At 66.2% G+C, this 22,767-nt stretch carries 19 protein-coding genes; 9 read left to right on the top strand and 10 right to left on the bottom strand.

From position 1 onward, the window contains the following. Nucleotides 1-63: 63 nt before the first annotated feature. On the bottom strand, nucleotides 64-1,089 hold the full coding sequence (locus OXS31_RS03850; RefSeq protein ID WP_267398007.1) for an alpha/beta hydrolase: 1,026 nt from the start codon (nucleotides 1,087-1,089) through the stop codon (nucleotides 64-66). Nucleotides 1,090-1,303: 214 nt separating this feature from the next. On the opposite strand from OXS31_RS03850, the gene OXS31_RS03845 reads away from it, so the two are divergent. The 4 genes from OXS31_RS03845 (at nucleotide 1,304) to OXS31_RS03830 (ending at nucleotide 7,131) form a co-directional block, all read left to right on the top strand. Then, nucleotides 1,304-3,553 carry an ATP-binding protein gene (locus OXS31_RS03845; protein WP_042135911.1) on the top strand — a complete coding sequence of 750 codons (2,250 nt, stop codon included), beginning with the start codon at nucleotides 1,304-1,306 and terminating at the stop codon, nucleotides 3,551-3,553. 8 nt (nucleotides 3,554-3,561) lie between these two features. Beyond that, a complete protein-coding gene (locus tag OXS31_RS03840; RefSeq protein WP_007159296.1) occupies nucleotides 3,562-4,023 on the top strand; it encodes a response regulator in 462 nt (153 codons plus the stop codon). 99 nt (nucleotides 4,024-4,122) lie between these two features. After that, nucleotides 4,123-6,534 (top strand): response regulator, encoded by a 2,412-nt coding sequence (locus tag OXS31_RS03835; RefSeq protein WP_027602659.1) that lies wholly within the window; start codon nucleotides 4,123-4,125, stop codon nucleotides 6,532-6,534. 27 nt (nucleotides 6,535-6,561) lie between these two features. Then, the gene (locus OXS31_RS03830) at nucleotides 6,562-7,131 is read left to right on the top strand and encodes a biliverdin-producing heme oxygenase (RefSeq protein ID WP_169854106.1); all 570 of its coding nucleotides are present in this window, start codon (nucleotides 6,562-6,564) and stop codon (nucleotides 7,129-7,131) included. 7 nt (nucleotides 7,132-7,138) lie between these two features. Here the strand turns inward: OXS31_RS03830 and OXS31_RS03825 are convergent, their stop codons facing one another. Then, the gene (locus OXS31_RS03825) at nucleotides 7,139-8,014 is read right to left on the bottom strand and encodes a hypothetical protein (protein ID WP_267398002.1); all 876 of its coding nucleotides are present in this window, start codon (nucleotides 8,012-8,014) and stop codon (nucleotides 7,139-7,141) included. Between the two features lie 185 nt (nucleotides 8,015-8,199). Here OXS31_RS03825 and OXS31_RS03820 point away from each other — a divergent pair, with 185 nt between their 5' ends. Further along, nucleotides 8,200-9,219 carry a quinone-dependent dihydroorotate dehydrogenase gene (locus OXS31_RS03820; protein WP_115945975.1) on the top strand — a complete coding sequence of 340 codons (1,020 nt, stop codon included), beginning with the start codon at nucleotides 8,200-8,202 and terminating at the stop codon, nucleotides 9,217-9,219. Nucleotides 9,220-9,338: 119 nt separating this feature from the next. On the opposite strand, the gene rmf is transcribed toward OXS31_RS03820, so the two are convergent. Continuing rightward, nucleotides 9,339-9,554 (bottom strand): ribosome modulation factor, encoded by a 216-nt coding sequence (rmf, locus tag OXS31_RS03815; protein ID WP_007159291.1) that lies wholly within the window; start codon nucleotides 9,552-9,554, stop codon nucleotides 9,339-9,341. Between the two features lie 317 nt (nucleotides 9,555-9,871). Between rmf and rlmKL the strand changes: the two genes are divergently transcribed. Continuing rightward, nucleotides 9,872-12,043 (top strand): bifunctional 23S rRNA (guanine(2069)-N(7))-methyltransferase RlmK/23S rRNA (guanine(2445)-N(2))-methyltransferase RlmL, encoded by a 2,172-nt coding sequence (rlmKL, locus tag OXS31_RS03810; RefSeq protein WP_044342384.1) that lies wholly within the window; start codon nucleotides 9,872-9,874, stop codon nucleotides 12,041-12,043. Between the two features lie 167 nt (nucleotides 12,044-12,210). Next, nucleotides 12,211-13,245: an acyltransferase gene (locus OXS31_RS03805; RefSeq protein ID WP_267397998.1), complete on the top strand. Its 1,035-nt coding sequence runs from the start codon at nucleotides 12,211-12,213 to the stop codon at nucleotides 13,243-13,245. On the opposite strand, the gene OXS31_RS03800 is transcribed toward OXS31_RS03805, so the two are convergent. Together OXS31_RS03800 and OXS31_RS03795 are read right to left on the bottom strand one after the other, a co-directional pair. Then, nucleotides 13,239-14,297, bottom strand: coding sequence for an oxidoreductase (locus OXS31_RS03800; RefSeq protein ID WP_267397996.1), 1,059 nt, complete (start codon nucleotides 14,295-14,297; stop codon nucleotides 13,239-13,241). The two genes, OXS31_RS03805 and OXS31_RS03800, sit on opposite strands and share 7 nt — an antisense overlap. Nucleotides 14,298-14,378: 81 nt before the next feature. Next, complete coding sequence (locus OXS31_RS03795; RefSeq protein ID WP_007159287.1) at nucleotides 14,379-14,816, bottom strand: HPF/RaiA family ribosome-associated protein; 438 nt, start codon at nucleotides 14,814-14,816, stop codon at nucleotides 14,379-14,381. A 222-nt stretch (nucleotides 14,817-15,038) separates the two neighbouring features. Here OXS31_RS03795 and OXS31_RS03790 point away from each other — a divergent pair, with 222 nt between their 5' ends. Together OXS31_RS03790 and ybaK are read left to right on the top strand one after the other, a co-directional pair. Next, nucleotides 15,039-16,103, top strand: a complete 1,065-nt coding sequence (locus tag OXS31_RS03790; RefSeq protein WP_267397994.1) for a diguanylate cyclase — start codon at nucleotides 15,039-15,041, stop codon at nucleotides 16,101-16,103. Next, nucleotides 16,100-16,570, top strand: coding sequence for a Cys-tRNA(Pro) deacylase (gene ybaK / locus OXS31_RS03785; protein ID WP_027596974.1), 471 nt, complete (start codon nucleotides 16,100-16,102; stop codon nucleotides 16,568-16,570). Before OXS31_RS03790 ends, ybaK begins: the two co-directional genes overlap by 4 nt. Nucleotides 16,571-16,730: 160 nt before the next feature. Here the strand turns inward: ybaK and xylB are convergent, their stop codons facing one another. From xylB to OXS31_RS03760, 5 genes are all read right to left on the bottom strand, one after another. Next, on the bottom strand, nucleotides 16,731-18,227 hold the full coding sequence (gene xylB / locus OXS31_RS03780) for a xylulokinase (RefSeq protein ID WP_042135897.1): 1,497 nt from the start codon (nucleotides 18,225-18,227) through the stop codon (nucleotides 16,731-16,733). Between the two features lie 72 nt (nucleotides 18,228-18,299). After that, nucleotides 18,300-19,775, bottom strand: a complete 1,476-nt coding sequence (locus OXS31_RS03775; protein WP_267397990.1) for a mannitol dehydrogenase family protein — start codon at nucleotides 19,773-19,775, stop codon at nucleotides 18,300-18,302. Nucleotides 19,776-19,845: 70 nt separating this feature from the next. Beyond that, nucleotides 19,846-20,943 (bottom strand): sn-glycerol-3-phosphate ABC transporter ATP-binding protein UgpC, encoded by a 1,098-nt coding sequence (gene ugpC, locus OXS31_RS03770; protein ID WP_007159282.1) that lies wholly within the window; start codon nucleotides 20,941-20,943, stop codon nucleotides 19,846-19,848. Nucleotides 20,944-20,962: 19 nt separating this feature from the next. Then, a complete protein-coding gene (locus tag OXS31_RS03765; RefSeq protein ID WP_267397988.1) occupies nucleotides 20,963-21,796 on the bottom strand; it encodes a carbohydrate ABC transporter permease in 834 nt (277 codons plus the stop codon). Nucleotides 21,797-21,806: 10 nt separating this feature from the next. Further along, entirely contained in the window at nucleotides 21,807-22,739 is a 933-nt protein-coding gene (locus tag OXS31_RS03760; RefSeq protein ID WP_007159280.1) for a sugar ABC transporter permease, read from the bottom strand. Nucleotides 22,740-22,767: the final 28 nt, after the last annotated feature.

The following is a 22,767-nucleotide window of genomic DNA, read 5'->3' as shown; positions in this document are numbered from 1 at the left end:
AGGGCATGAAAAAAGGCGGCGTACTCGAGGGTGCGCCGCCTTTTTTTCATCGTCCGGATTCGATCAGGGCTGGGGCTGCGTCGAGGGTGCCTTGAGGGCGCTCAGCCCCTGCAGCAGGGCCTGGTGAAAGCGCTCCGGCGCCTGCATCTGGGGCGCGTGGCCCAGGTCCTCGAATTCCACCAGGGTCGCCCGGGGGATGCGTCGCGCCGCCGCCTTGCCCAGTTCGGGATAATGACCCAGCTGCGCCTTGATGGCGGCCGGCGCGGCGTCCTTGCCGATGGCGGTGGTATCTCGCTGGCCGATCATGAGCAGGGTGGGCATGCGCAGTCGGGCGAATTCGTAGACCACCGGTTGGCTGTAGATCATGTCGTAGATCAGGGCCGAGTTCCAGGCGACCCTTTCCTTGCCGGGGCCGTTGTTGAGACCGGCGAGCATCGTCACCCAGCGTTCGTAGGCCGGGGACCACTGGCCGGCGTAGTAGGTGCTGCGCTCGTAGTCGCGGATGCCGTCGGCGGAGGTCTTAAGCTCCCGGGCGTACCACTGGTCGACGCTGCGATAGGGTACGCCCAGGGCCTTCCAGTCCTCGAGGCCAATGGGGTTGACCAGCACCAGCTGTTCGGTGGCCTCGGGATAGAGCAGGGCGTAGCGGGTCGCGAGCATGCCGCCGGTCGAATGGCCGATCAGGGTCGCCCGGGCGATGCCCAGGTGGTCGAGCAGCGCCCGGGTATTGGCGGCCAGTTGCTGGAAGCTGTACTGATAGTGGGCTGGCTTGCTGGATTTGCAGAAACCGATCTGGTCCGGGGCCACGATCCGATAGCCGGCAGCGCTCAGCACCTGGATGCTCTGCGCCCAGGTGCCGGCGCAGAAGTTCTTGCCGTGCAACAGCACCAGGGTCCGGCCGTTCGGTTTTCCGCTCGGCGCGACGTCGAGATAGGCCATTTCCAGCGGTTGGCGCTGGGAGTCGAAGCTGAAGGTCTTGACCGGATAGTCGTAGTCGAAGCCTTCGAGACGTTCGCCGTAGAGGGGCTCGGCCTGACTGAGCGGACTCAGCAGCAGGGCGGCCAGGGGGAGGGCGCGGCGCAAGGACATGGGCAGGATCCTGAGGCTAAACCAGCTCCGACCGAAGGCCGGCGGAGAAGATTCCAACCCGCGGCGAGACAGTGTCGCCGCGCATGTCGCTCTCCAGGCTGCGCGCCGTTTCGCTTCGCCTCCTGCCCAGGGTCTGATAGTCTGAATGACCTTTGTTTCCGTTTCGGCGCACCGCTTTCCCTGCGCTTCTTTCCGATCACATGAGGTTCCCGGTTTGGCGCTCGAGTCACCCTCCAAGACGCAGCCCGACGCTCTGGCCGATTGCGCCAACGAGCCGATCCATATTCCCGGCAGTATCCAGGAACATGGCTTCCTGTTCGCCGTGGAAGAGCCGGCTCTGCGCATCGTCCAGGCCAGTGCCAACGTCCGCGAGTACCTCGGGGTCGCCGTGGAGGAGGTGCTGGGTCGCACCCTCGGCGAATTGCTGCCGGAACGGGATCTGCCGGCCATGCTTGGTGCCCTGACCCAGGAAGAGCAGAACCCCATCTATCAGGGTGATGTGACCCTGGGGCCGCGGCAGCAGACCTTCGCGCTGTTCATGCACCGTTTCGGCGGGGTGCTGATCGTCGAATTCGAGGCGCCGGTGGACAGCCGCCTTGGCCTCAATACCCTCTACCCCATGGTGCGGGTGTTCATCGAACAGCTGCACCAGGCCGAAACCGTCGACGCCATCGCCAAGCTCGCGGTGCGCGAAGCCAAGCGTATTTCCGGTTTCGACCACACCATGATCTATCGCTTCGACGAGGACGGTCATGGGCAGGTGCTGGCCGAGGAGTGCGATCCCGGGGTACCCAGCTATCTGGGCCTGAGATTTCCCGCTTCGGACATTCCCGCCCAGGCGCGTCGCCTGTACCTGGCCAACCGCATCCGGGTGATCGGCAACGCCTACTACCAGCCCTCGCCGTTGCAGCCGCAGACCAATCCGCTGACCGGGCAGCCGCTGGATCTCAGCTTCGCGCAGCTGCGCAGCGTGTCGCCGGTGCACCTGCAGTACATGAGGAACATGGGCACCCTGGCGTCCATGTCCATCTCCATCGTGGTCGGTGATCGCCTCTGGGGCCTGGTGCTCTGCCACGACCGTCAACCCCAGCGGGTGTCCTTCCAGACGCGTACCGCCTGCGAGCTGTTCGGCCGGGTGCTGTCGCTGCAGATCGATGCCGCCGAGACCCATGCGGAATCCGATCGCCGGCTGGCGCTGCGCCAATCCATGGTGCAGATGCTCTCGACCATGGCCGACCGCGACAGCGTCTGCCAGGGACTATTGGAGCTGCCGCAGGTCTTCCTGGATTTCGCCCGGGCGCAGGGCGCCGCCATCATCTCCTCCGACGGGACCGAGCTGATCGGCCAGGTACCACCGCGCGAGGTGGTGGACAGCCTGGTCGAGTGGCTGTCGGTCAACGTCAAGGACCACTTCGTCACCGACAACCTGGCCAAGGACATCGCCGAGCTCCCCCAACTGGCCCAGCATGCGGCCGGGGTGCTCGCCGTCCCCATTTCCGAATTGCATTCCCACTACCTGATCTGGTTCCGCAGCGAACTGGTGCAGGTGGTCAACTGGGCCGGCCGGCCGACCAAGCAGGAAGGCAGCGACGGGCGTCTGTCGCCCCGACAGAGCTTCGTGCTCTGGCAGGAGACGGTACGGGGACTGTCGCTACCCTGGTCGCCGCTGGAGCTGGAAAGCGCCATCGAATTGCGCAACGCGGTGCGCGGGATCGTCCTGCGCAAGGCCGAGGAGATGGCCGAGCTGGCCGAGGAGCTGCAGCGCAGCAACAAGGAACTGGCGGCCTTTTCCTACAGCGTGTCCCACGACCTGCGGGCGCCGCTGCGCCACATCGCCGGCTATGCCGAGCTGCTGGGCGACATCGAGGGTGGCAAGCTGTCGGACCGGGGGCGGCGTTTCCTGGAGAACATCGGTTCGTCGGCGCGCTTCGCCGGCAGCCTGGTGGACAACCTGCTGAGCTTCTCGCAGATGGGGCGGGCCGCGATCCGCTATTCCGACGTCAATCTCACCGCCCTGGTGGAAGCCATCCGCGAAGAGATGGCGCCGGACTATGCCGAGCGGCAGGTGGAGTGGCACATCGGCCCCCTGCCTGTCGTCATCGCCGATGCCGCCTTCGTCCATCTCGCCTTGCGTAATCTGCTGGCCAATGCCATCAAATACAGTCGCTACGAAGAGCCGGCGGTGATCGAGATCGGCACCTTGCCGAGCGATTCCGAGGACATCATCTTTGTCCGGGACAACGGCGTCGGTTTCAACATGGATTATGTGGGCAAGCTGTTTGGCGTCTTCCAGCGCCTGCACCATGCCGATGAGTTCGAAGGGGTCGGCATCGGTCTGGCCAGTGTCAGACGTATCATCGAGCGCCATGACGGTCGCGTCTGGGCCGAGGGTGCCATCGGCGAGGGCGCGACCTTCTATTTCGCCCTTCCCAAACAACGACCGTCGCCGGTACACAAAAGGTAGTTCTATTCATGCTCAAACCCATTGTGCTGGTCGAAGACAATCCGCACGATCTGGAGCTTACCCTGGTGGCTCTGGAGCGCAGCCAGTTGGCCAACGATGTCGTGGTCCTGCGTGACGGCGCCGAAGCGGTTGATTACCTGTTGCGCCGCGAGCCCTATGCCGATCGCGAGCCGGGCAATCCCGCCGTGATGCTGCTGGATCTCAAGCTGCCCAAGGTCGATGGCCTCGAGGTGCTGGACCTGGTGCGTGGTACCCCGGAGCTGTGCAGCATCCCCGTGGTCATGCTGACGTCGTCGCGGGAGGAGCCCGATCTGGAAAAGGCCTACGAACTGGGCGTGAACGCCTACGTGGTCAAGCCGGTCGAATTCCGTGATTTCGTTGCCGCGATCAGTGACCTCGGCGTGTTCTGGGCCGTACTCAACGAGCCGCCGCCAGGATCTCGCCGTGTCGCCAGGCGCATTGGCCGTTAGCGAGTGAAAATAAGTGCATCCGTATCCAGTCATCCGCGACCGGCAGATATGCGCGACCCGGCTCCCCTGAGCGAACAGATCCAAGGCCGACGTCCGTTTATGCCCCTCTCGAAACAGATCAAGATCCTCCTGGTAGAGGACAGCAAGCTCGACGCCGAGCTGATCCTGATCGAGCTGGAAAGGCACGGCTTCGAGCTGCAATCCAAGATCGTCTACGAGCGTACCGGTCTCACCCTGGCCCTGAGCCAGCAGACCTACGACATCATCCTTTCCGACATCATCCTGCCGGGCTTCTCCGGCGCCGAGGCGCTGCGCGTGGCGCGGGCGCTGGCACCGGAAACGCCCTTCATCTTCGTCTCGGGCATCTTCGGTGAGGTGCACGCCGTGGAGATGATGCGCCTGGGTGCCAACGACTATGTGCTCAAGCAGAGCATGGAGCTCCTGGCCAAGGCCGTCGAGCGGGCGCTGCTGGTGGTGCACGAGCGCCGCGAGCGGCGCCGCGCCGAAGAAGCCCTGCACAGCCTGGAGGTCAGGTCCCGCCTGGCGATGGACGCCTCCCGCCTGGGCATGTGGGAGTATTTGCCGGCCAGTCGTACCCTGGTCTGGGATGAGCGCTGCAAGGCCATGTTCGGGCTGCCGGCCGATGCGGTGGTCGATCTCGAGGTCTTCGAACGGCTGTGCGGCAGCGATGGCCTCGAGCGCTTTCTGCATACGGTCCGCCAGGCGAGCGCCGATGAGCGCGACGACGACTATCGCAGCGAATACCGCATTCGCCTGGACAACGGCGCCCAGCGCTGGGTCGAGACCCGCGGCCAGCCCTTCTTCGACGCCGGCGTCTGCACCCGCTTTCTGGGCGTGATGCTCGACATCACCCAGCAGCGCGATGCCGCGGAAAAGCTCGAGCGGCTCAACGTCAGTCTCGGCGAGCGCGTCGAAGAACGTACCCGGGAGCGCGATCGGACCTGGGACCTCACCCGCGATCTGCTGCTGGTGTGCAAGCCCGATGGCACCCTGGTGGCGCTCAACCCGGCCTGGGAAGAAAATCTGGGCTGGTCCCGAGTGGAGCTGCTGGATTCCTCGCTGCTGGCGCTGGTGCATCCCGACGAGCGCTTCATCACCGACAACGAACTCAAGCAGCTGGCCACCGGCGCGACCAGCCAGCGCTTCGTCAACCGCATCCGCCATCGTGACGGCAGCTATCGCTGGATTTCCTGGACGGCGGTACCGGATGCCGGCATGACCTATTGCTCCGGGCGCGACATCTCCTCGGAAGTCCTGGCGATGGAAGAGCTGGCGGCAGCGAACCGCCAGCTGCGCGAGCAGATCGACGAGCGCGAGCGGGTCGAGGCGACCCTGCAGCAGATGCAGCGGCTGGAAGCCGTGGGCCAGCTCACGGCGGGCGTGGCCCATGACTTCAACAACCTGCTCACCGTGGTGCTCAGCAGCGCCAGCTTCCTCGAGCGCGACCTGACGCGCCTGGCGGCCAGCGACAAGACCCAGGGGCGGGTGCAGAACATCCGCGAAGCGGGCGAGCGGGGCGCCAAGCTCACCGCCCAGCTGCTGGCCTTTTCCCGTCGCCAGCGACTGGCGCCCAAGCCGGTCAAGCTCAACGAAACCGTCGAGGGCATGCTGGAGCTGCTGCGCAGTACCATGGGCGGCAGCGTCTGGATCGAGACCCACCTGCGCGCCGATTGCTGGCACGCCCTGGTCGACCCGACCCAGATCGAACTCATCATCCTCAACCTGGCGATCAATGCTCGGGATGCCATGGCGGTCGGCGGCACCCTGCGCCTGAGTACCTCCAACCAGACCATCAGCGAGCCGCCCCAGCGTCCGGAAGAGCCCGAGCCGGGCGAATACGTGCTGCTGGCGGTGCAGGATTCCGGCACCGGGATGAGCGAAGAGGTGCTGGCCAAGGCCTTCGAACCCTTCTTCACCACCAAGGAGGTGGGCAAGGGCTCTGGTCTGGGCCTGGCCCAGGTGTTCGGCTTCGCCAAGCAGTCCGGTGGCGGGGTCCGCATCGAGACGCAGATGGGCAGTGGCACCACGGTGCTGGTCTATCTGCCGCGTACCGAGGCGGAGGATGCCCAGGATCCGATCGGGCTACCGGCCCTGGGTCGCGACGAGCAGGCCGCCGAGCGCCGCATCCTGCTGGTCGACGACGACCACGCGGTACGCAACGTGACCGCTGCCCTGCTGGCCGATCTCGGCTATCAGGTGGTGGAGGCCAGCAATGGCTTCGCCGCCCTGAGTGCGCTGGAGCGCGATCCGCAGATCGATCTGCTGCTGGCGGATTTCGCCATGCCCGGCATGAACGGTGCCGAGCTGGCCCGCCAGGTGCGCAAGCGGCTGCCGCAGTTGCCGGTGGTCTTCATCACCGGCTATGCCGAACTGGGCGAACTCGATCCCGAACAATCCTTCATCGTTCCCAAGCCCTTTCGCGAGGCCGACCTGGCAGCCCGGCTGCAGGCCGCCCTGCGCGGCGAGAAGCCCCAGCCTTCGCCGCTCTGAAGGCCGGCGCCAACTTGAGGTATTTGCGTGTCCTCCATCCGTGAAATGTTGCGCGCCGAGGGCGGTGCCCTGCACGAGCAGGTCGATGCGACCTTTGGCCGCTATGCGCTGCAGACCCGGCTGCATTACACCGCCTTTCTACAGGCCCATGCCCAGGCCCTGATCGGTCTGGAAGACCTGCTGGAGCGATCCGGCATCCAGCGCCTGCTGCCCGACTGGGCGGAGCGCCGCCGCACCGGGGTGCTGGCAGAGGATCTGCAGCGCCTGGCCGCCGAGCAGCCCGAACCCGTCGTCCTCGAGCGCCTGCTCGACGAAGGCGAGTGCTGGGGGGTGGCCTATGTCCTCGAAGGGTCTCGGCTGGGGTCGCGAATGCTGGATCGCCATGCCGGCGAGAGTCCCGACGAGGCGGTGCGCGACGCCCGGGCCTATCTGGGCCACGTGCCGCCCAAGGGCGCCTGGCCAGGCTTTCTGCAGCGTCTGGACGAGGCGGGCAGCGATGCGCGCCTGCATCCGGCGATGCTGGCCGGCCAGCGGCTGGCCTTCGAGGTCTTTCTGGCGGCGGGGCAGCGACATGCGCCGGCGGTAGCCGCCCCCTGAGCGGTCTCTAGAGCGCCTGCAGGTAGCCGATCACCTCGGCAGCGCCCAGGCGTTCGAGAATCTCGCTGAGGACCCGGGTGCTCGCCACCTCGCTGGGCAGCAGCAGCCACTCCAGATCCTGGCCCGGGGCGGGCAGTGGCAGGCGCGCATAGTCGAGCTTCAGGCCCAGCAGCACCTGAATGAAGTCGGGGTGGTTCCAGACCGCATTGGGCAGGGCATAGACTGCGAAAGCCTCCTGCAGGCGGTCGATGGCCGCCGGATCCAGGCGCAGGCACTGGATCTGCGCCGGCACCTCCACGGCGATCCCGCGGATGCGGGCGTAGGCGATGATGCTGGCGAAGGCGAGGGTGGTGGCCGTATCGTTTTCCAGGAACAGTCGGGTACCTCGCCAGCTGGCCTGGCGCAGACGCAGGGGCTGTTCCGCAGACAGATTCGGCAAGGTGCGATAGAGCGCCGCCTGGAAATCCCGATAGCCGATGATCCGCACCTGCTCGCGCGCCGCGGGCAGGGCGGCCAGTTCCTCCAGCTGTATCGCCGTATCGAGCGTGCTGTCGCCGAGGCGCTGGCAGAGGCCATCGATGGCGCGCAGGTCGAGGGCGGCGGCTTGCAGCGTATCGGCGACCACCAACTGACTGAGCAGGGCATGGGCGTGGCCCTTGATCTCCTGGGTCGGTCCGGACAGGGCGGCGCGGGGCAAGCCGAGCAACAGGTGCAGCGGATGGCCTTCATCCCACCAAAGGCTGTCGGTAGGCGCGGGCAAGGGGACGAAGGCGTCGGCCAGGCGTTCCAGGCAACGCTGGATCCGGCGGCTGGCCAGGGAGGGATGCAGATGCAAGGCCAGCGAAGACCAGGGGCTGCCCAGGAGGTTGGCACTGTTGCTCATGAGGTCTCCAGGGCGGATAGGAACTGCACGACCGAGTCTAGCGTGGCAAAGACCGCGCTATCGTCAAATGATTCCCGAAAGGTAGGATCTTTTGTGCGAGTGACCGTTCGCCTCCGGAGCGAGCGACGTATGGCCGGTGGCAAGCCTGTATAATGCGCGCTTTCCGAATCGCCTGTGAGTCCGCCATGTACGACGCGCTCCGTCCTCTGCTCTTCAAAATGTCTCCCGAAGGATCGCACGATCTGGCGCTGGACCTGATCGGTGCCGCGGGTCGTCTGGGCCTGACCGGGCTCGGCCGGCGGCCGGGTCGGCTACCGGTCCAGGTCATGGGCCTGGAGTTTCCCAATCCGGTGGGCCTGGCCGCCGGACTCGACAAGAACGGCGCCGCCATCGACGGCTTCGCCGGCCTGGGTTTCGGCTTCATCGAGATCGGTACCGTGACGCCGCGGCCGCAGCCGGGCAATCCCAAGCCGCGGCTGTTCCGCCTGGAGCAGGCCGACGCCATCATCAATCGCATGGGTTTCAACAATGCGGGCGTGGATGCGCTGATCGAGCGGGTCAAGGCCGCACGCTTCCGGGGCGTACTGGGGATCAACATCGGCAAGAATGCCACTACTCCGGTGGAGCGGGCGGTGGAGGACTACCTGATTGGCCTGGACCGGGTCTATGCCCATGCCAGCTACATCACGGTGAACGTCAGCTCGCCCAATACGCCCGGCCTGCGCAGCCTGCAATTCGGCGACGCGCTCAAGAGCCTGCTGGAAGCCCTGCGCCAGCGCCAGGAAGACCTGGCGGTCCAGCACGGCCGCCGCGTGCCCATCGCCATCAAGATCGCCCCGGACCTGACCGATGAAGAGATCGTGCTGACCGCCCAGGCGATTCGCGATGCCGGGATGGACGCCATCATCGCCACCAACACCACCCTGGGCCGGGAAGGGGTGGAGAATCTGCCCTATGCCGCCGAGGCCGGCGGCCTGTCGGGCGCCCCGGTACGCGAGAAGAGCACCCATGTGGTGCGGGTGCTGGCTGGTGAGCTGGGTGGTCGGCTGCCGATCATCGCGGCGGGCGGGATCCTGTCGGGCGAGGATGCGGCGGAGAAGATCGCGGCGGGTGCCAGTCTGGTGCAGCTCTACAGCGGCTTCATCTATCGCGGACCGGCCTTGATCCGCGAAGCCGTGGATGCCATTGCAGCAGCGCGCCCCTGAGGGGGAGGGGGCTCGCTGGGAGCCCCCGTGGGACCGGGTCCCTGATCCTGGGAGAGGATCTGACTGGAAAACAACCAGAACGCTATGGGAAGCCCTGGGCTTCCGCTAGTGAAATCGAATTAGCCTACGGCTTGAAGTTGATTCATGCGTTGAAGACCGGCGGTGCCTACGTAGCCGTCCCATTGGTCGCTACGGCCCTCACGCCAGCCATTGAGCCAGGCCTGCCGGACGGCGTCCTGGGTGAAGGGGCAGAGGTCCCGCGATTTGCCCACGATGCCGTGCTGATAACCACGCTGGAAAGCTCGTTCCATTGGATCACGCTTGAGTCTTCTCATAGGGTAGTGCCCTCGTAGGTTGACTTGCAGATTGTCCATGGCCCGTTGCAGGCCTGGATGCCAGAGCCGGCGTCCTGACATCCGCCCCGCACCTTCGCGCTGCGGGTGGTCAATTACTAACCAATGGCGCTTTGGCTGGGAACGACCTTTTAGCTATAAGCCGTAATCAAATCGAAATGAAATGGCGATAAACCGCCGCTGGAATGCCGTCACTGCGGCTTGTTGAGACGCAGTCAAACTTTCACGCAAGGGGCTGTCCTCATCGGTCAATCCGACCAAAGGCAGAAAGTTCCTTGCGCTAACCTATGGATTCAACGATGTCCGCGATGCAACAACTCATCCTCACCTGTCCCAAGGGACTCGAGACCCTGCTGCTGGAAGAGGCCCAGGGCCTCGGCTTGCAGGAGGCCCGCAGCCAGACCGCGGCGGTGCGCGGCGAGGCCAGTCTCGCGGATGCCTACCGCCTGTGCCTCTGGTCGCGCCTGGCCAACCGGGTGCTGCTGGTGCTGGCGCGCTTCCCGGTGGAAGACCCCCAGGGGCTGTACCTGGGCGTGCACGGGGTGGAATGGGAAGAACACCTGGCGCCCACCGGCACCCTGGCGGTGGGCTTCAGCGGCCAGGGCGCGGGCATCGACAACACCCATTTCGGTGCCCTCAAGGTCAAGGACGCCATCGTCGACCGCCTGCGCGAGCGCACCGGGCAGCGGCCCACGGTGGACAAGGTTGCTCCGGATCTGCGCGTCCACCTGCACCTGGAGCGCGGCCAGGCCATCCTCTCGCTGGATCTCTCCGGTCAGAGCCTGCACCAGCGCGGTTATCGCCTGCAGCAGGGCGCGGCGCCGCTCAAGGAAAACCTGGCGGCCGCGGTGCTGATCCGTGCGGGCTGGCCGGCCCTGGCCGCGGCCGGTGGCGCCCTGGCCGACCCCATGTGCGGGGTGGGCACCTTCCTGGTCGAAGCCGGCTTGATGGCGGCGGACATCGCCCCCAACCTGCGTCGCGAGCGCTGGGGCTTTTCCGGCTGGCTGGGCCATGTGCCCGCCCTCTGGCAGCAACTGCACCAGGAGGCTGAAGCGCGAGCCACTGCGGGCCTGGCCAGGACGCCGGCCTGGATTCGCGGCTACGAAGCCGATCCGCGGCTGATCCAGCCGGCGCGCAACAACATCGAGCGGGCAGGGCTGTCCGAGTGGATCAAGGTCTACCAGGGCGAGGTCGCCAGCTTCGAGCCGCGTCCGGACAAGGGCCAGACCGGCCTGGTGATCTGCAACCCGCCCTATGGCGAGCGCCTGGGCGACGAAGCCAGCCTGCTGTACCTCTACCAGAATCTTGGCGAGCGCCTGCGCCAGGCCTGCCTGGGCTGGCGCGCAGGGGTCTTTACCGGCGCGCCCGAGCTGGGCAAGCGCATGGGCATCCGCAGTCACAAGCAATACGCCTTCTGGAATGGCGCCTTGCCCTGCAAGCTGCTGATGTTCGAGGTGGAGACCCGCCAGTTCGTCACCGGCAGTCGCAGTGGCGAACGCCCGGCCAATGCCCAGGCGGCGGAGCCGGCCAAGCTCAGCGAAGGCGGGCAGATGTTCGCCAATCGGCTGCAGAAGAATCTCAAGCAGCTCGGCAAGTGGGCCCGCAGCCAGGGCGTGCAGTGCTATCGCCTGTATGACGCCGACATGCCCGAGTACGCGGTGGCGGTGGATCTCTATGGCGATCGCGTGCACGTGCAGGAATACGCACCGCCGCGCTCCATCGACCCGGACAAGGCCCAGGCGCGCCTGCTCGACGCCCTGGCCGCCATTCCCCAGGCGTTGAACATCGATCCGTCACTGGTGGTGGTCAAGCGCCGTGAGCGGCAGAGCGGCACCAAGCAGTACGAACGCCAGGCCGCCCAGGGTGAATTCCTGCAGGTGGAGGAAGCGGGCGCCAAGCTGCTGGTCAACCTCACCGACTACCTGGATACCGGGCTGTTCCTGGATCACCGTCCGCTGCGTCTGCGGCTGCGCCAGGAAGCCCAAGGCAAGCGTTTCCTCAATCTGTTCTGCTACACCGGCGCCGCCACGGTGCAGGCGGCAGTGGGCGGGGCACGCAGCACCACCAGCGTCGACCTCTCGCGCACCTACCTGGACTGGGCCCGGCGCAACCTGGCGCTCAACGGCTTTTCCGAGCGGCACCGCCTGGAACAGGGCGATGTCCTGCACTGGCTGGAAAACGATCGCGGCGAATACGATCTGATCTTCGTCGACCCGCCGACCTTCTCCAACTCCAAGCGCCTGGAAGGGGTGTTCGACGTCCAGCGCGATCACGTCGCCCTGCTCGACTCGGCCATGGCCCACCTGAGTCGCAACGGCGTGCTGTATTTCTCCAACAACTTCCGCAAGTTCGAACTGGATGCGAGTCTCGCCGAGCGCTATCGCGTCGAAGAGATCAGCGCCAGCACCCTGGATCCGGATTTCGCGCGCAATCCCAAGATCCATCGCGCCTGGCGGTTCAGCCTGCAATGAGGTCAGCCGCCTGAACTGCCGCTGAACGGGTCGGGCATCGAGCCGTTCAGCCTGTGAACCGGCGCAATCCAGCCTTTTCCCACGAACGCCCCAGCAGCCCGTGCCGTCCACAATGACGGCGCAGCGCTGGGTCTTGCCTGGCGGGACGAGGAGGGAAAGGTTCTACGATGCTGGTTTCACTGCAGGCTCTCAGGGCCCTGGCCGCCTGGCTGGTGGTCTTTCATCACTTCATGCAGGTGTTCTTCGATTTCCACGCCGACAGCCTCGGTGGCCATCTGCTCTCCACCCGGGGACAGGTCGGGGTCGATATCTTCTTCGTGCTCAGCGGCTTCGTGATCCACCTGTCCACCGCGGGCCGACCGCTCAGGCGCAGTACCTTCCTCTGGCATCGCATCGCCCGCATCGTCCCGGCCTACTGGCTGTACACCGCGGTGACGGCGCTGATCCTCTATCTCGCCAGCGACGTGATGCCCATCTATGGCGTCGCCGCGCGCGAACTGCTGCTTTCGCTGTTCTTCATTCCCAGCGAGAATCCGGCGGGCTTCGGCCACTATCCGATCCTGCCGGTGGGCTGGACGCTCAACTTCGAGATGCTGTTCTACCTGCTGTTCGCCCTGTCCTTCGGCGTGGCCGAGCGCTGGCGCATCGGGATGGTCAGCCTGCTGGTGATCCTGGTCAGCCTGGTGCTGGCCCGCGAGTCCTTTGTCAGCAGCTTCTATCGCAATCCGATCATCTTCGAATTCCTGCTGGGCGTGAGCCTGGCGGCGCTCTATCGCCGTGGCGCCCTGCGCGGCCCCAAACCCCTGGCCCTGGTGACGGCCCTGGCGGCACTGACCTGCCTGGTGGCTTTTCCCGCCGATCATCCCTGGCGCCTGCTGACCTGGGGCGTGCCCAGTGCGGTACTGGTCGGCGCCTGCGTGATCCTCGAACCCTGGTTCGCCGGCTCGCGGCTGTGCAAGGCGCTGGGGGACTGGTCCTATTCGGTCTATCTGGTGCACGTGATCGTGCTCTGGCTGGGCGACTACTGGCTGCACCAGCAGTGGGGATTCAGTCCCTACCAGACCCTGATGGTCTGCCTGCCGGTGATCCTGCTGCTGGCCTGGGCCAGCTACGAGTGGATCGAGCGCCGCCTGTCGCGCACCCTGCGCCAGCTGGGCGAGCGCCTGGCCGGACGGCGCCCGCAGTGGGTGGCCGGTCAGTAGGCCGCGCGTTCCGCCGCGCTGAGTTCGGGCATCAGCGCCCGACCTTCCGCCGAGGAACGCTGCGCCGCCTCCAGCAGGGCCATGAGGGCGCAAGCCTGGGCCGGGCTGACGGGATTGCCGGCGCGACCGGCGAGGGCTTCGACCAGGGCGAGGTAGTAGCGACGGTGATCGCCCGCCGGCGTCGGCAGGGCCTGGCGCTCGCCGCTGGCGTCGATCAGCCAGCCCGGATCCGGATCCTGGCCCCAGTCGGAACCACCGGGGCGCACGCCGGCCTTGAGCGCGTCCTCCTGACGATCCGCGCCTTGCTTGATCCAGCTGGCCGCGGTGCCCTGGGCAAGAAAGCGTGGCACACCGCCGGCAGCCAGCATCCCGGCTCTCAGGGTCACCTGGCGAGCGCCGTAGTCCAGCTGCACCTGGAACCAGTCGTCAGTGAGGGCGCCGGGTCGTTGCCGCACCAGCTGCGCCTGCAGGCGCTCGGGCAGGCCGAACAGGCAGAGCGCCTGATCCAGCAGATGGGGACCGAGATCGAACCAGAGGCCACTGCCGGGCAGCGCGGCTTCGCGCCAGCGCGTCCGCACCTCGGGACGAAAGCGCTCGATACGGGATTCCAGGCTGGTCAATTCACCCAGGGCGCCGCTGGCCAGGACTGCCTGCAAGCCGAGGAAATCGCTGTCCCAGCGACGATTCTGGAACACCGACAGCAACCGGCCGGCCTGTTCGGCTTCCGCGGCCAGTTGCCGGGCTTCGGCCAGGGTCACGGTAAAGGGCTTGTCGACCACCACGTGCTTGCCGGCGGCCAGGGCGGCGCTGGCGAGAGGCGCATGGGTCTGGTTGGGTGAGGCGATCACCACCAGGTGGATGGCCGGATCCCTCACGGCCGCCAGGTAATCCGCGGTGACGCGCACCCCGGGCAGATCGGCCTGCACACGTGCGGCATCCCGTGAGGCCACCAGATCCAGGGAGAGCCCGGGGATGGAGCTCAGCAGGGGGCCATGAAAGGTCTGACCGACGAAGCCGTAACCGATCAGGGCGACGCGAAAGGGGGAGGGCATGGGGCTTCCTTGTGCCGGGGTGGAAAACAGCGAGGCCGCTCAGGGAGCGGCCTCGGTTGAACGCTAGCGTCTAACGGCGCATCACTTCAACTGGTGATCGTGAGCCAGTTGCTCCCGTTCGAGGAATTCGTCCTGCCGCAGCGAGTCCTGGAATTCTTCGGAATCTTCCAGGGCCAGGGGGTCGTTGAGTTCACCGCCCGACAGCCGCTTCTTTTCCAGCTTGCCGGAGAGGTTGCTGATGGCCCGGTGCAGCTTGTCGGCTGCGCCATCCACCGCCTGTTCCAGGGATTCGGCCTTGTGCGTCACCGAAAGCGGCTGATGGCCCTTGATGCGGGCCTCCATCTGGCACCGCTTGTCCTGGGCGCCCGATTTGCCGGCGTTCTCGTCGTTGAGGTGCACCTCGACGCGAGTCAGGAGTTCGTCGAAGCGATCCAGGCGGTCTTCCACCACGGACGCCACCCAATTCTGCAAACCGGCGCTGCCTTCGATGTTGTGGTCACTGTTGACTTGGACTTGCATGCGGCTTCCTCTTTTTGACGGGCCTGACCATTGGATGAGGCCGGTCAGGCCGAGGTTCAAGGCTGTTCGTCCGGTGTGCGTGTCACCCGATGTTTCCTTCTGGCAGTGTCTAGGGGCGTCGTAAGGTTCGGAACACGACGTTCAGGTCGCGGTCGCTGGCGTTTTGCCCTTGTCCACTGATAATGCGCGACCTTTCATCGTCCGTCGCAGTGGGGATCGTCAATGCCAGATGTGCTCACCCGTGGCCGCAATTTTGCCCGGCGGCTCTGGCTACCCCGTGCGATTGGTCTGTTGCTCAGCCTGAGTTGCATCGTCTCGGTGCAGCTCACCCAGCCGGTGTCCATCGGACTGTGGATCCTGCTGCTGGCCAATGCGCTGCTCTGGTCGCCGCTGGCCTATTGGCGCGCCGTCCGTGCGCGCGATCCCTATCGCACCGAACTGGGCAATCTGCTACTGGACTGCGGCTCGGCCGGCTTCTGGGCGGCGAGCATGGGCTTCAACCTCCTGCCCAGCGCGACGCTGCTCGCCATGACCGGTCTCAACATGCTCGGCGCCGGTGGCCTGGCGTTCTGGCGCCGAGGGCTGGTCGCGCAATTGGCGGGCATCCTGGTCGGCCTCGTGGTGCTGCGCCATCCGGTCGCCATCGAGACCTCCACCGCACAGATCTATGCCTGCCTACCGATGATCGTCGCCTATCCCTGGGCGCTGGGCCTGGTGAGCTTTCGCCTGGCGCAGCAGTTGTCGCGGCGCCAGCAGGAGCTGGAGCTGATCAGCAAGCAGGATGGCATGACCGGGCTGCACAACAGAACCCACTGGGATCAGTTGGTGCAGCGAGAATTCGCCCGCTGCAAACGCAGCGGCGCCGCGGCCAGCCTGGTGATGATCGATCTGGACAACTTCAAGCTCATCAACGACCGCTTCGGCCATCAGGCCGGCGACGAGATGCTGCGCCAGTTTTCCGGTCTGCTGGCGCGCACCATCCGCACCAGCGATCTCGCCGGTCGTTTTGGCGGCGATGAATTCGGTATCCTCTTGCCCGATACCTCGCCCGAGCGGGCCCTGGACCTGATCCGGCGGCTGCAGGAGCGTCTGCACGACATGCAGGCAGGCGGCCCCGGCGATCGCCAGAATGTGCGCGTCGGCCTGAGCTGCGGCATCGCCGGTTTCGACCGCGCCTACGATGATGTCGCCCACTGGCTGCAGGCGGCCGACTTCGCCCTTTACCGGGCCAAGGCGCAGGGCCGCGGGCGGGCGGAGGTGGCCGATCCCCAAGGAGTGCTGGCATGACCCCGGCGATAGAACTGCTCAAGAAGAGCCAGGTGCCCCACGAGGTGCTGAGCTACCACCATGACCCCAAGGCCGCCTCCTACGGCCTGGAAGCCGCCGAGAAACTCGGTCTGGCAGCGGAGACGGTGTTCAAGACCCTGCTGGCGGCAAGCGAGAAACAGGAGTTGCTGGTGGCCATCGTGCCCGTCGCCGGCACCCTGGATCTCAAGGCCCTGGCCCAGGCGGCCGGGGTGAAGAAACTGGAGATGGCCAAACCCGACCAGGCCCAGCGCAGCACCGGCTACCTGGTGGGCGGCATCAGCCCCCTGGGGCAGAAGAAGCGGCTGCGCACCTTCATCGACGACTCCGCGGCGGCGTTGCCGAGCATCCATGTCAGTGCCGGGCGCCGGGGGCTGGAAGTGGCCCTGGCCCCGGCGGACCTCGCCCGCTTGCTGGACGCGCCCTTCGTGCCTATCGGCAAGGGCTGAGCGCCTGCCTATCGGGTAGGGTGGAAAGCCGCGTAGCGTTTTCCACGCGCCATCAGGCTAGTGGTGGACAAGGCTGCGCCGGCGTCCACCCTACGACGGGTTGGTTGCCAAATTTCAGCAGGTTGGAAAACCGCCTGGCGTTTTCCACCCCCTCTATCCGCTAGGCGATCCCGTAGCTCTCGCGCAGTTGCTGCCGATAGCGCTGGTAGGCCGCCTCGTACTCGGCGACCCGCGCCGGGTCCGGTTCGGCGCGGCTGGCCGGGTCCAGGTGCACGCAGCGCTCGGTGAGGCTGTCGAGCGACTCCGGGCGGCCCTGCTCGCGACTCCAGCACCAGGCGGCCTGCAAGGCGCCCCCCAGGGCCGCGGCTTCGCCGTGGACCGGGCAGACCACCGGGGTGTTCATCAGATCGGCGATCAGCTGCCGCCACACCGGGCTCCTGGCGCCGCCGCCGATGAGTCTGAGGGTGTCGCCGGGCATGCCCAGGTCGCGCAGCAGATCGAAGCCATATCTCAGGGCGAAGCTCACCCCCTCGACCACCGCCCGGCACAGATTGGCGCGGGTCAGGTTGGTGGCGGTAAGGCCATGCAGGCTGGCGGTGGCGGTCGGCAGCGCCGGTACCCGTTCGCCATTGAGGAAGGGCAGCATCAGTACCCCTTCCGCGCCGATGGGCGACTCCGCCACCAGACGGGTGAATTCCGCCAGGTCCAGGCCGAGCAACTCGCGGATCTGGCCGCTGGCATTGGTCAGGTTCATGGTACAGATCAGCGGCAGCCAGCCGCCGTTGGACGAGCAGAAGCCCGCCACGGCGGGATGGTCGCTGATGCGAGGTTCGTCGGAATACCCATAGAGGGTGCCCGAGGTGCCCAGGCTCAGGGTGATCTGGCCGGCGCGGCTGTTGCCGGTGCCCAGGGCGCCCATCATGTTGTCGCCGCCGCCGCTGGAGACCAGCGCCTGGGGATTGATGCCCAGTTGGCTGGCGACCTCCGGCCGCAGCCGTCCGACCGGCTGGTCGGCTTCGATCAGCACCGGCAGGGCGCGCTCCAGGCGCCCACTGGGGTCGATGTGGCGCAGCAACTCCAGATCGTACTGGCGCGTCCGCACATTGAAATAGCCGGTGCCCGAGGCGTCGCCGTATTCGGCCACGGCGCGTCCGGTCAGCCAGAAGTTCAGGTAATCGTGGGGCAGCAGCACCTGGGCGATCTGGTCGAACACCTCCGGGTGCTGTTCCTTGGTCCAGAGCAGCTTGGAGACGGTGTAGCCCGGCGCGATGGCCAGGCCCAGGCGCTCGATGGAGCCTTCCACGCCACCCAGGTGTTCCAGCAGGCGCTGGTTTTCCGGGGTGGATTCGGTGTCGCACCAGAGCTTGGCCGGCCGCAGGACCTTGCCGCTGTCGTCGAGCAATACCAGACCATGTTGCTGGCCGGAGACGCCGACGCCGAGGATGTCCTGGCCATCGCTGCCGGCCTGCGCCAGGGCGGCGCGGGTGGCCGCCACCAGGGCCCGGATCCAGTCTGCCGGATTCTGCTCGCGGCGGCCATTGGCGCCCTCGGTCAGGGGGTGAGGCGCACTGCCTTCACCCAGTACCACCCCGCGCTCGACATCCAGGATCACCGCCTTGGTGCCCTGGGTGCCGCAGTCTATCCCGAGAAACTTCATGCCTGGCCGCTCCTTGTTGTTGTTTGGGCTCGTATTGATCATCGACGCTGCCCAGGCAGCTTTTTGCCAAGGCTAGTCGCCGAGCAGGGTCTGCAAGGTGGCGCTGACCCCATGGGTACGCAAGTTGTACAGCTGCCGCTCGAAGGCGGCAACGAAGGCCGCGGATTTCGGGATGTGCTTACCGAAGATTTCCTCGGCGCCCAGCAGGCGCTCGGTGAGATTCTTCTGATCCTGCACCAGCTCTTCGCAGTAGTTGGCGCGCGGATCGGGAATGCGATAGGTCGCCCCGGTCTCGTCCACGCCCCGCAGATAGACCGCCCAGGCGGCCACCACCAGGGCGGCGCGATCCAGGTCCTTGCCGTCCTCGATCAGCCGGTTGATGGTCGGCACGGTGAATTTGGGAAACTTCGACGAACCGTCCGAGCAGACCCGCTCCAGCTGGTCGGCGATGGCGCGATTGGAGAAGCGCTCGATCAGGGTGTCCTTGTACTGGTCGAGATCGATGCCGGGCACCGGGGCCAGCTGCGGCGTCACGTCCTTGTCCATGTAGGTACGGATGTAGCGCACGAACAACGGATCGGCCATGGTCTCGTGGACGAAGCGGTAGCCCTTGAGGAAGCCCAGGTAGGTCAGCGCCAGGTGGCTGCCGTTGAGCAGCTTGATCTTCATTTCCTCGTAGGGGGTGACGTCATCGGTGAACTGGACGCCGACGTCCTCCCAGGCCGGACGGCCGGCGACGAACTTGTCTTCCAGCACCCACTGCAGGAAGGGCTCGCAGACCACCGGCCAGGCGTCCTCGACGCCGTGTTCGGCCAGCAGCGCCGCGCGATGGGCGGTGCTGGTCATGGGGGTGATGCGATCGACCATGGCGTTGGGAAAGCTGACGTGCTCGGCGATCCAGCCGTGCAGCTCTTCGTCCACCAAGGCGGCGTAGGCCAGCAGGGCCTTGCGGGTGACCTGGCCATTGTGGGGGAGGTTGTCGCAGGACATCACGGTGAAGGGCCCGGTGCCCTCGGCGCGGCGCTTGGCCAGGGCCGCCAGCAGGAAGCCGAAGACGCTGCGCGGATCGCCCGGATGCTGCAGGTCGTGCTGGATCAGCGGCAGCTTGAAGTTGAATTCGCCGGTGCTGTCGTCCATGCAGTAGCCGCCCTCGGTGATGGTGAGGGAGACGATGCGGGTGCTGGGATGGGCCAGCTTGTCGATCAGCGTCTGGGTGCCGTCCTCGGCCAGCAGCATGCCGCTGATGGCACCGACGACGCGCACCTCGGTGTCCGGTTCGTCGGCCAGCACCACCTGGGTATAGAGATAGTCCTGGCCGGCCAGGGCATCACGCATGGCGCGGTCCTCGGCGCGCAGGCCGACGCCGCAGATGCTCCAGTCCAGGTCGCGCCCCTGGTTCAGCAGGGCCTCGGTGTAGATGGCCTGGTGCGCGCGGTGGAAGCCGCCGACGCCGATGTGGACGATACCGTGGCGCAACTGGCAGGCGGCGTAGCCGGGCTTGGCGATGTAGTCGGGCAGTTGTTCGAGGTGCTGGCGATTGAGTTTCACGATGGCGATCCTGCAAGGCGGTGCCCCGGGCGCGCGTAGGGCGCCGACGGGGCAGGAAAGGGGAGAGGGGTCAGGCGGCTTTGCGCAGCAGCGGCGCCACGGCGCGGCCCTGCTCGTCGAACAGGTGGCAGAAGTCGACGTCCAGGGCCAGGCGCTGGCGTTCGCCGTAGGCCACGGCGCAATCGCCGGGGACGCGCACGGTCAGCGGCTCTTCGGCCTCGGTGACCATGTGGCAATAGGTGTCACTGCCCAGGCGCTCGGCCACATCGCTGATCACCGGCAACTGGCCGTCGGCGGCAAGGCGCAGGTGTTCCGGACGAATGCCCAGGGTCACCGGGCTGCCGACCGCCAGGTCGTCGCCGCGGCGCGGCAGGTGCAGGCGCGGACCGGCCGCCAGCTCCACCTCGACGCCCTGGGCGTCGGTGGCCGCCACCTTGCCCTTGAGGAAGGCCATCTTCGGCGTACCCAGGAAGCCGGCGACGAAGAGGTTGGCCGGATGGTGATAGAGCTCCAGGGGCGAGCCGACCTGCTCGACGCGGCCGCCGTTGAGCACCACCACCTTGGTCGCCAGGGTCATGGCTTCCACTTGGTCGTGGGTCACGTAGATCATGGTGGCCTGCAATTCCTGGTGCAGGCGCGCCAGTTCCAGGCGCATCTGCACGCGCAGGGCGGCGTCCAGGTTGGACAGGGGTTCGTCGAACAGGAATATCTTCGGCTGGCGGACGATGGCGCGGCCGATGGCCACCCGCTGGCGCTGACCACCGGAGAGTTGGCGCGGCTTGCGCTCCAGCAGCGGCGTCAGCTCGAGGATGCGGGCGGCATCGGTGACCTTGCGCTCCACTTCCTGCTTGTCGATCTTGGCCAGGTCCAGGGCGAAGGAGAGATTCTTGCGCACGCTCATGTGCGGATAGAGGGCATAGGTCTGGAACACCATGGCCAAGTCGCGCTTGGCCGGCGACACCTCGGTGATGTCGCGACCGTCCAGTTCCAGGGTGCCGCTGGTGACCTCTTCCAGGCCGGCGATGAGCCGCAGCAGGGTGGATTTGCCGCACCCGGACGGGCCGACGAAGACCACGAATTCGCGGTCGTTGATGTCGAGGTCGACGCCCTTGATGATTTCCAGCGAGTCGAAGCCCTTGCGCAGGCTGCGGATTTTCAGATTGGCCATGACAGGAGTCCTCTTGTTCTTATTTCACCGCGCCGAACGACAGGCCGCGGACGAGTTGTTTCTGGCTGATCCAGCCAAAGATCAGGATGGGTGCGCAGGCCAGCGTCGAGACGGCCGACAGCTTGGCCCAGAACAGTCCCTGGGGACTGGAGTAGGAGGCGATCAGCGCGGTCAGCGGGGCGGCGTTGGACGAGGTCAGGTTCAGCGACCAGAAGGCCTCGTTCCAGCAGAGGATCAGCGACAGCAGCATGGTCGAGGCGATGCCGCCCTTGCTGATCGGCAAGAGCACCCGGACGATTTCCTGGTAGGTGGTGGCGCCATCCAGGCGCGCCGCCTCGAGGATGTCCTTGGGGATGTCCTTGAAGTAGGTGTAGACCATCCAGACCACGATCGGCAGGTTGATCAGGGTGTAGACGGCGATCAGCAGCAGTCGGCTATCGAGCAGTTCGAACTGCTTGGCCAGCAGGTAGATGGGCACCAGCACCCCGACCGCCGGCAGCATCTTGGTGGACAGCATCCACAACAGTAGGCGCTGGGTGTTGCGGGTCTCGTGGAAGGCCATGGAGTAGGCCGCCGGCAGCGCCAGCAACAGACTGAGCAGGGTGGCGCCAAAGGAGATCACCACCGAATTCAGCGCGAAGTGGAAGTAGTCGCTGCGCGCCTGGATGGTCAGGTAGTTCTCCAGCGTGGGCATGAAGAAGAATTGCGGCGGGGTGGCGAAGGCGTCGATCTCGGTCTTGAAGCTGGTCAGCACCATCCAGAAGATCGGGAAGAACAGCACCAGGGCCACCAGCCAGGCGAGCAGGCCCAGCAGCAGGTTCTGCAGGCGCCGGGATTGCTTGAGCGTCAGCATGTCAGGGTCCTCACTGTTGGGTCAGGTTCTTGCCAAGCATCCGCACCAGGATGATGGCGGCGATGTTGGCGATGAGCACGGCGATCAGGCCGCCGGCGGAGGCCAGGCCGACGTCGAACTGCAGCAGGGCCTGGTTGTAGATCAGGTAGGCGAGGTTGGTGGAGGCGAAGCCCGGACCGCCACTGGTGGTGGTGTAGATCTCGGCGAACACCGACAGCAGGAAGATCGTCTCGATCATCACCACCACGGCGATGGGCCGCGCCAGGTGCGGCAGGGTCAGGTGCCAGAAGATGGCGACCGGACCGGCGCCGTCCAGGCGGGCCGCTTCCTTCTGCTCCTGATCCAGCGACTGCATGGCGGTCATCAGGATGAGGATGGCGAAGGGCAGCCACTGCCAGGACACGATCAGGATGATCGACAGCAGCGGGTGGGTGGCCAGCCAGTCCACCGGGGTGGCGCCGAACAGTTTCCAGATCGCGGCGAGGATGCCGGAGACCGGATGGAAGATCAGGTTCTTCCAGATCAGGGCGCTGACCGTGGGCATGATGAAGAAGGGCGAGATCAGCAGGACGCGGACGATGCCGCGACCGAAGAACTCGCTGGCCTCCAGCAGCGCCGAGATCAGCACGCCGAAGACCACGCTGATCAGCAGCACGCTGCCCACCAGCAGCAGGGTGTTGGTCATGCCGGGCCAGAAGCCGGCATCGGTGACGAAGTATTCGAAGTTTTCCAGGCCGACGAAGGCGTGCTCGCCGGGGTAGAGCAGGTTGTAGCGGATCAGCGAGAACCAGATGGTCATGCCCAGGGGCACCAGCATCCACACCAGCAGCAGGGCCACCGAAGGACTGATCAGGAACCAGCCGGGACCGGCGCGACGGCGTTGACGACGGGCGGGAGCGGCAGGGGATTCGACGACGGGCGTCTTGAGGGTGGAGGTCTGCATGGCGATGCTCCGCAAGGCAGTGGGCCGT

Origin of the sequence: Pseudomonas sp. GM_Psu_1 (assembly GCF_026544185.1) — a bacterium.
Lineage (GTDB): Bacteria > Pseudomonadota > Gammaproteobacteria > Pseudomonadales > Pseudomonadaceae > Chryseomonas > Chryseomonas oryzihabitans.
The sequence above is the reverse complement of the archived record's forward strand: the minus strand, read 5'-3'. Positions and strand labels throughout refer to the sequence as shown.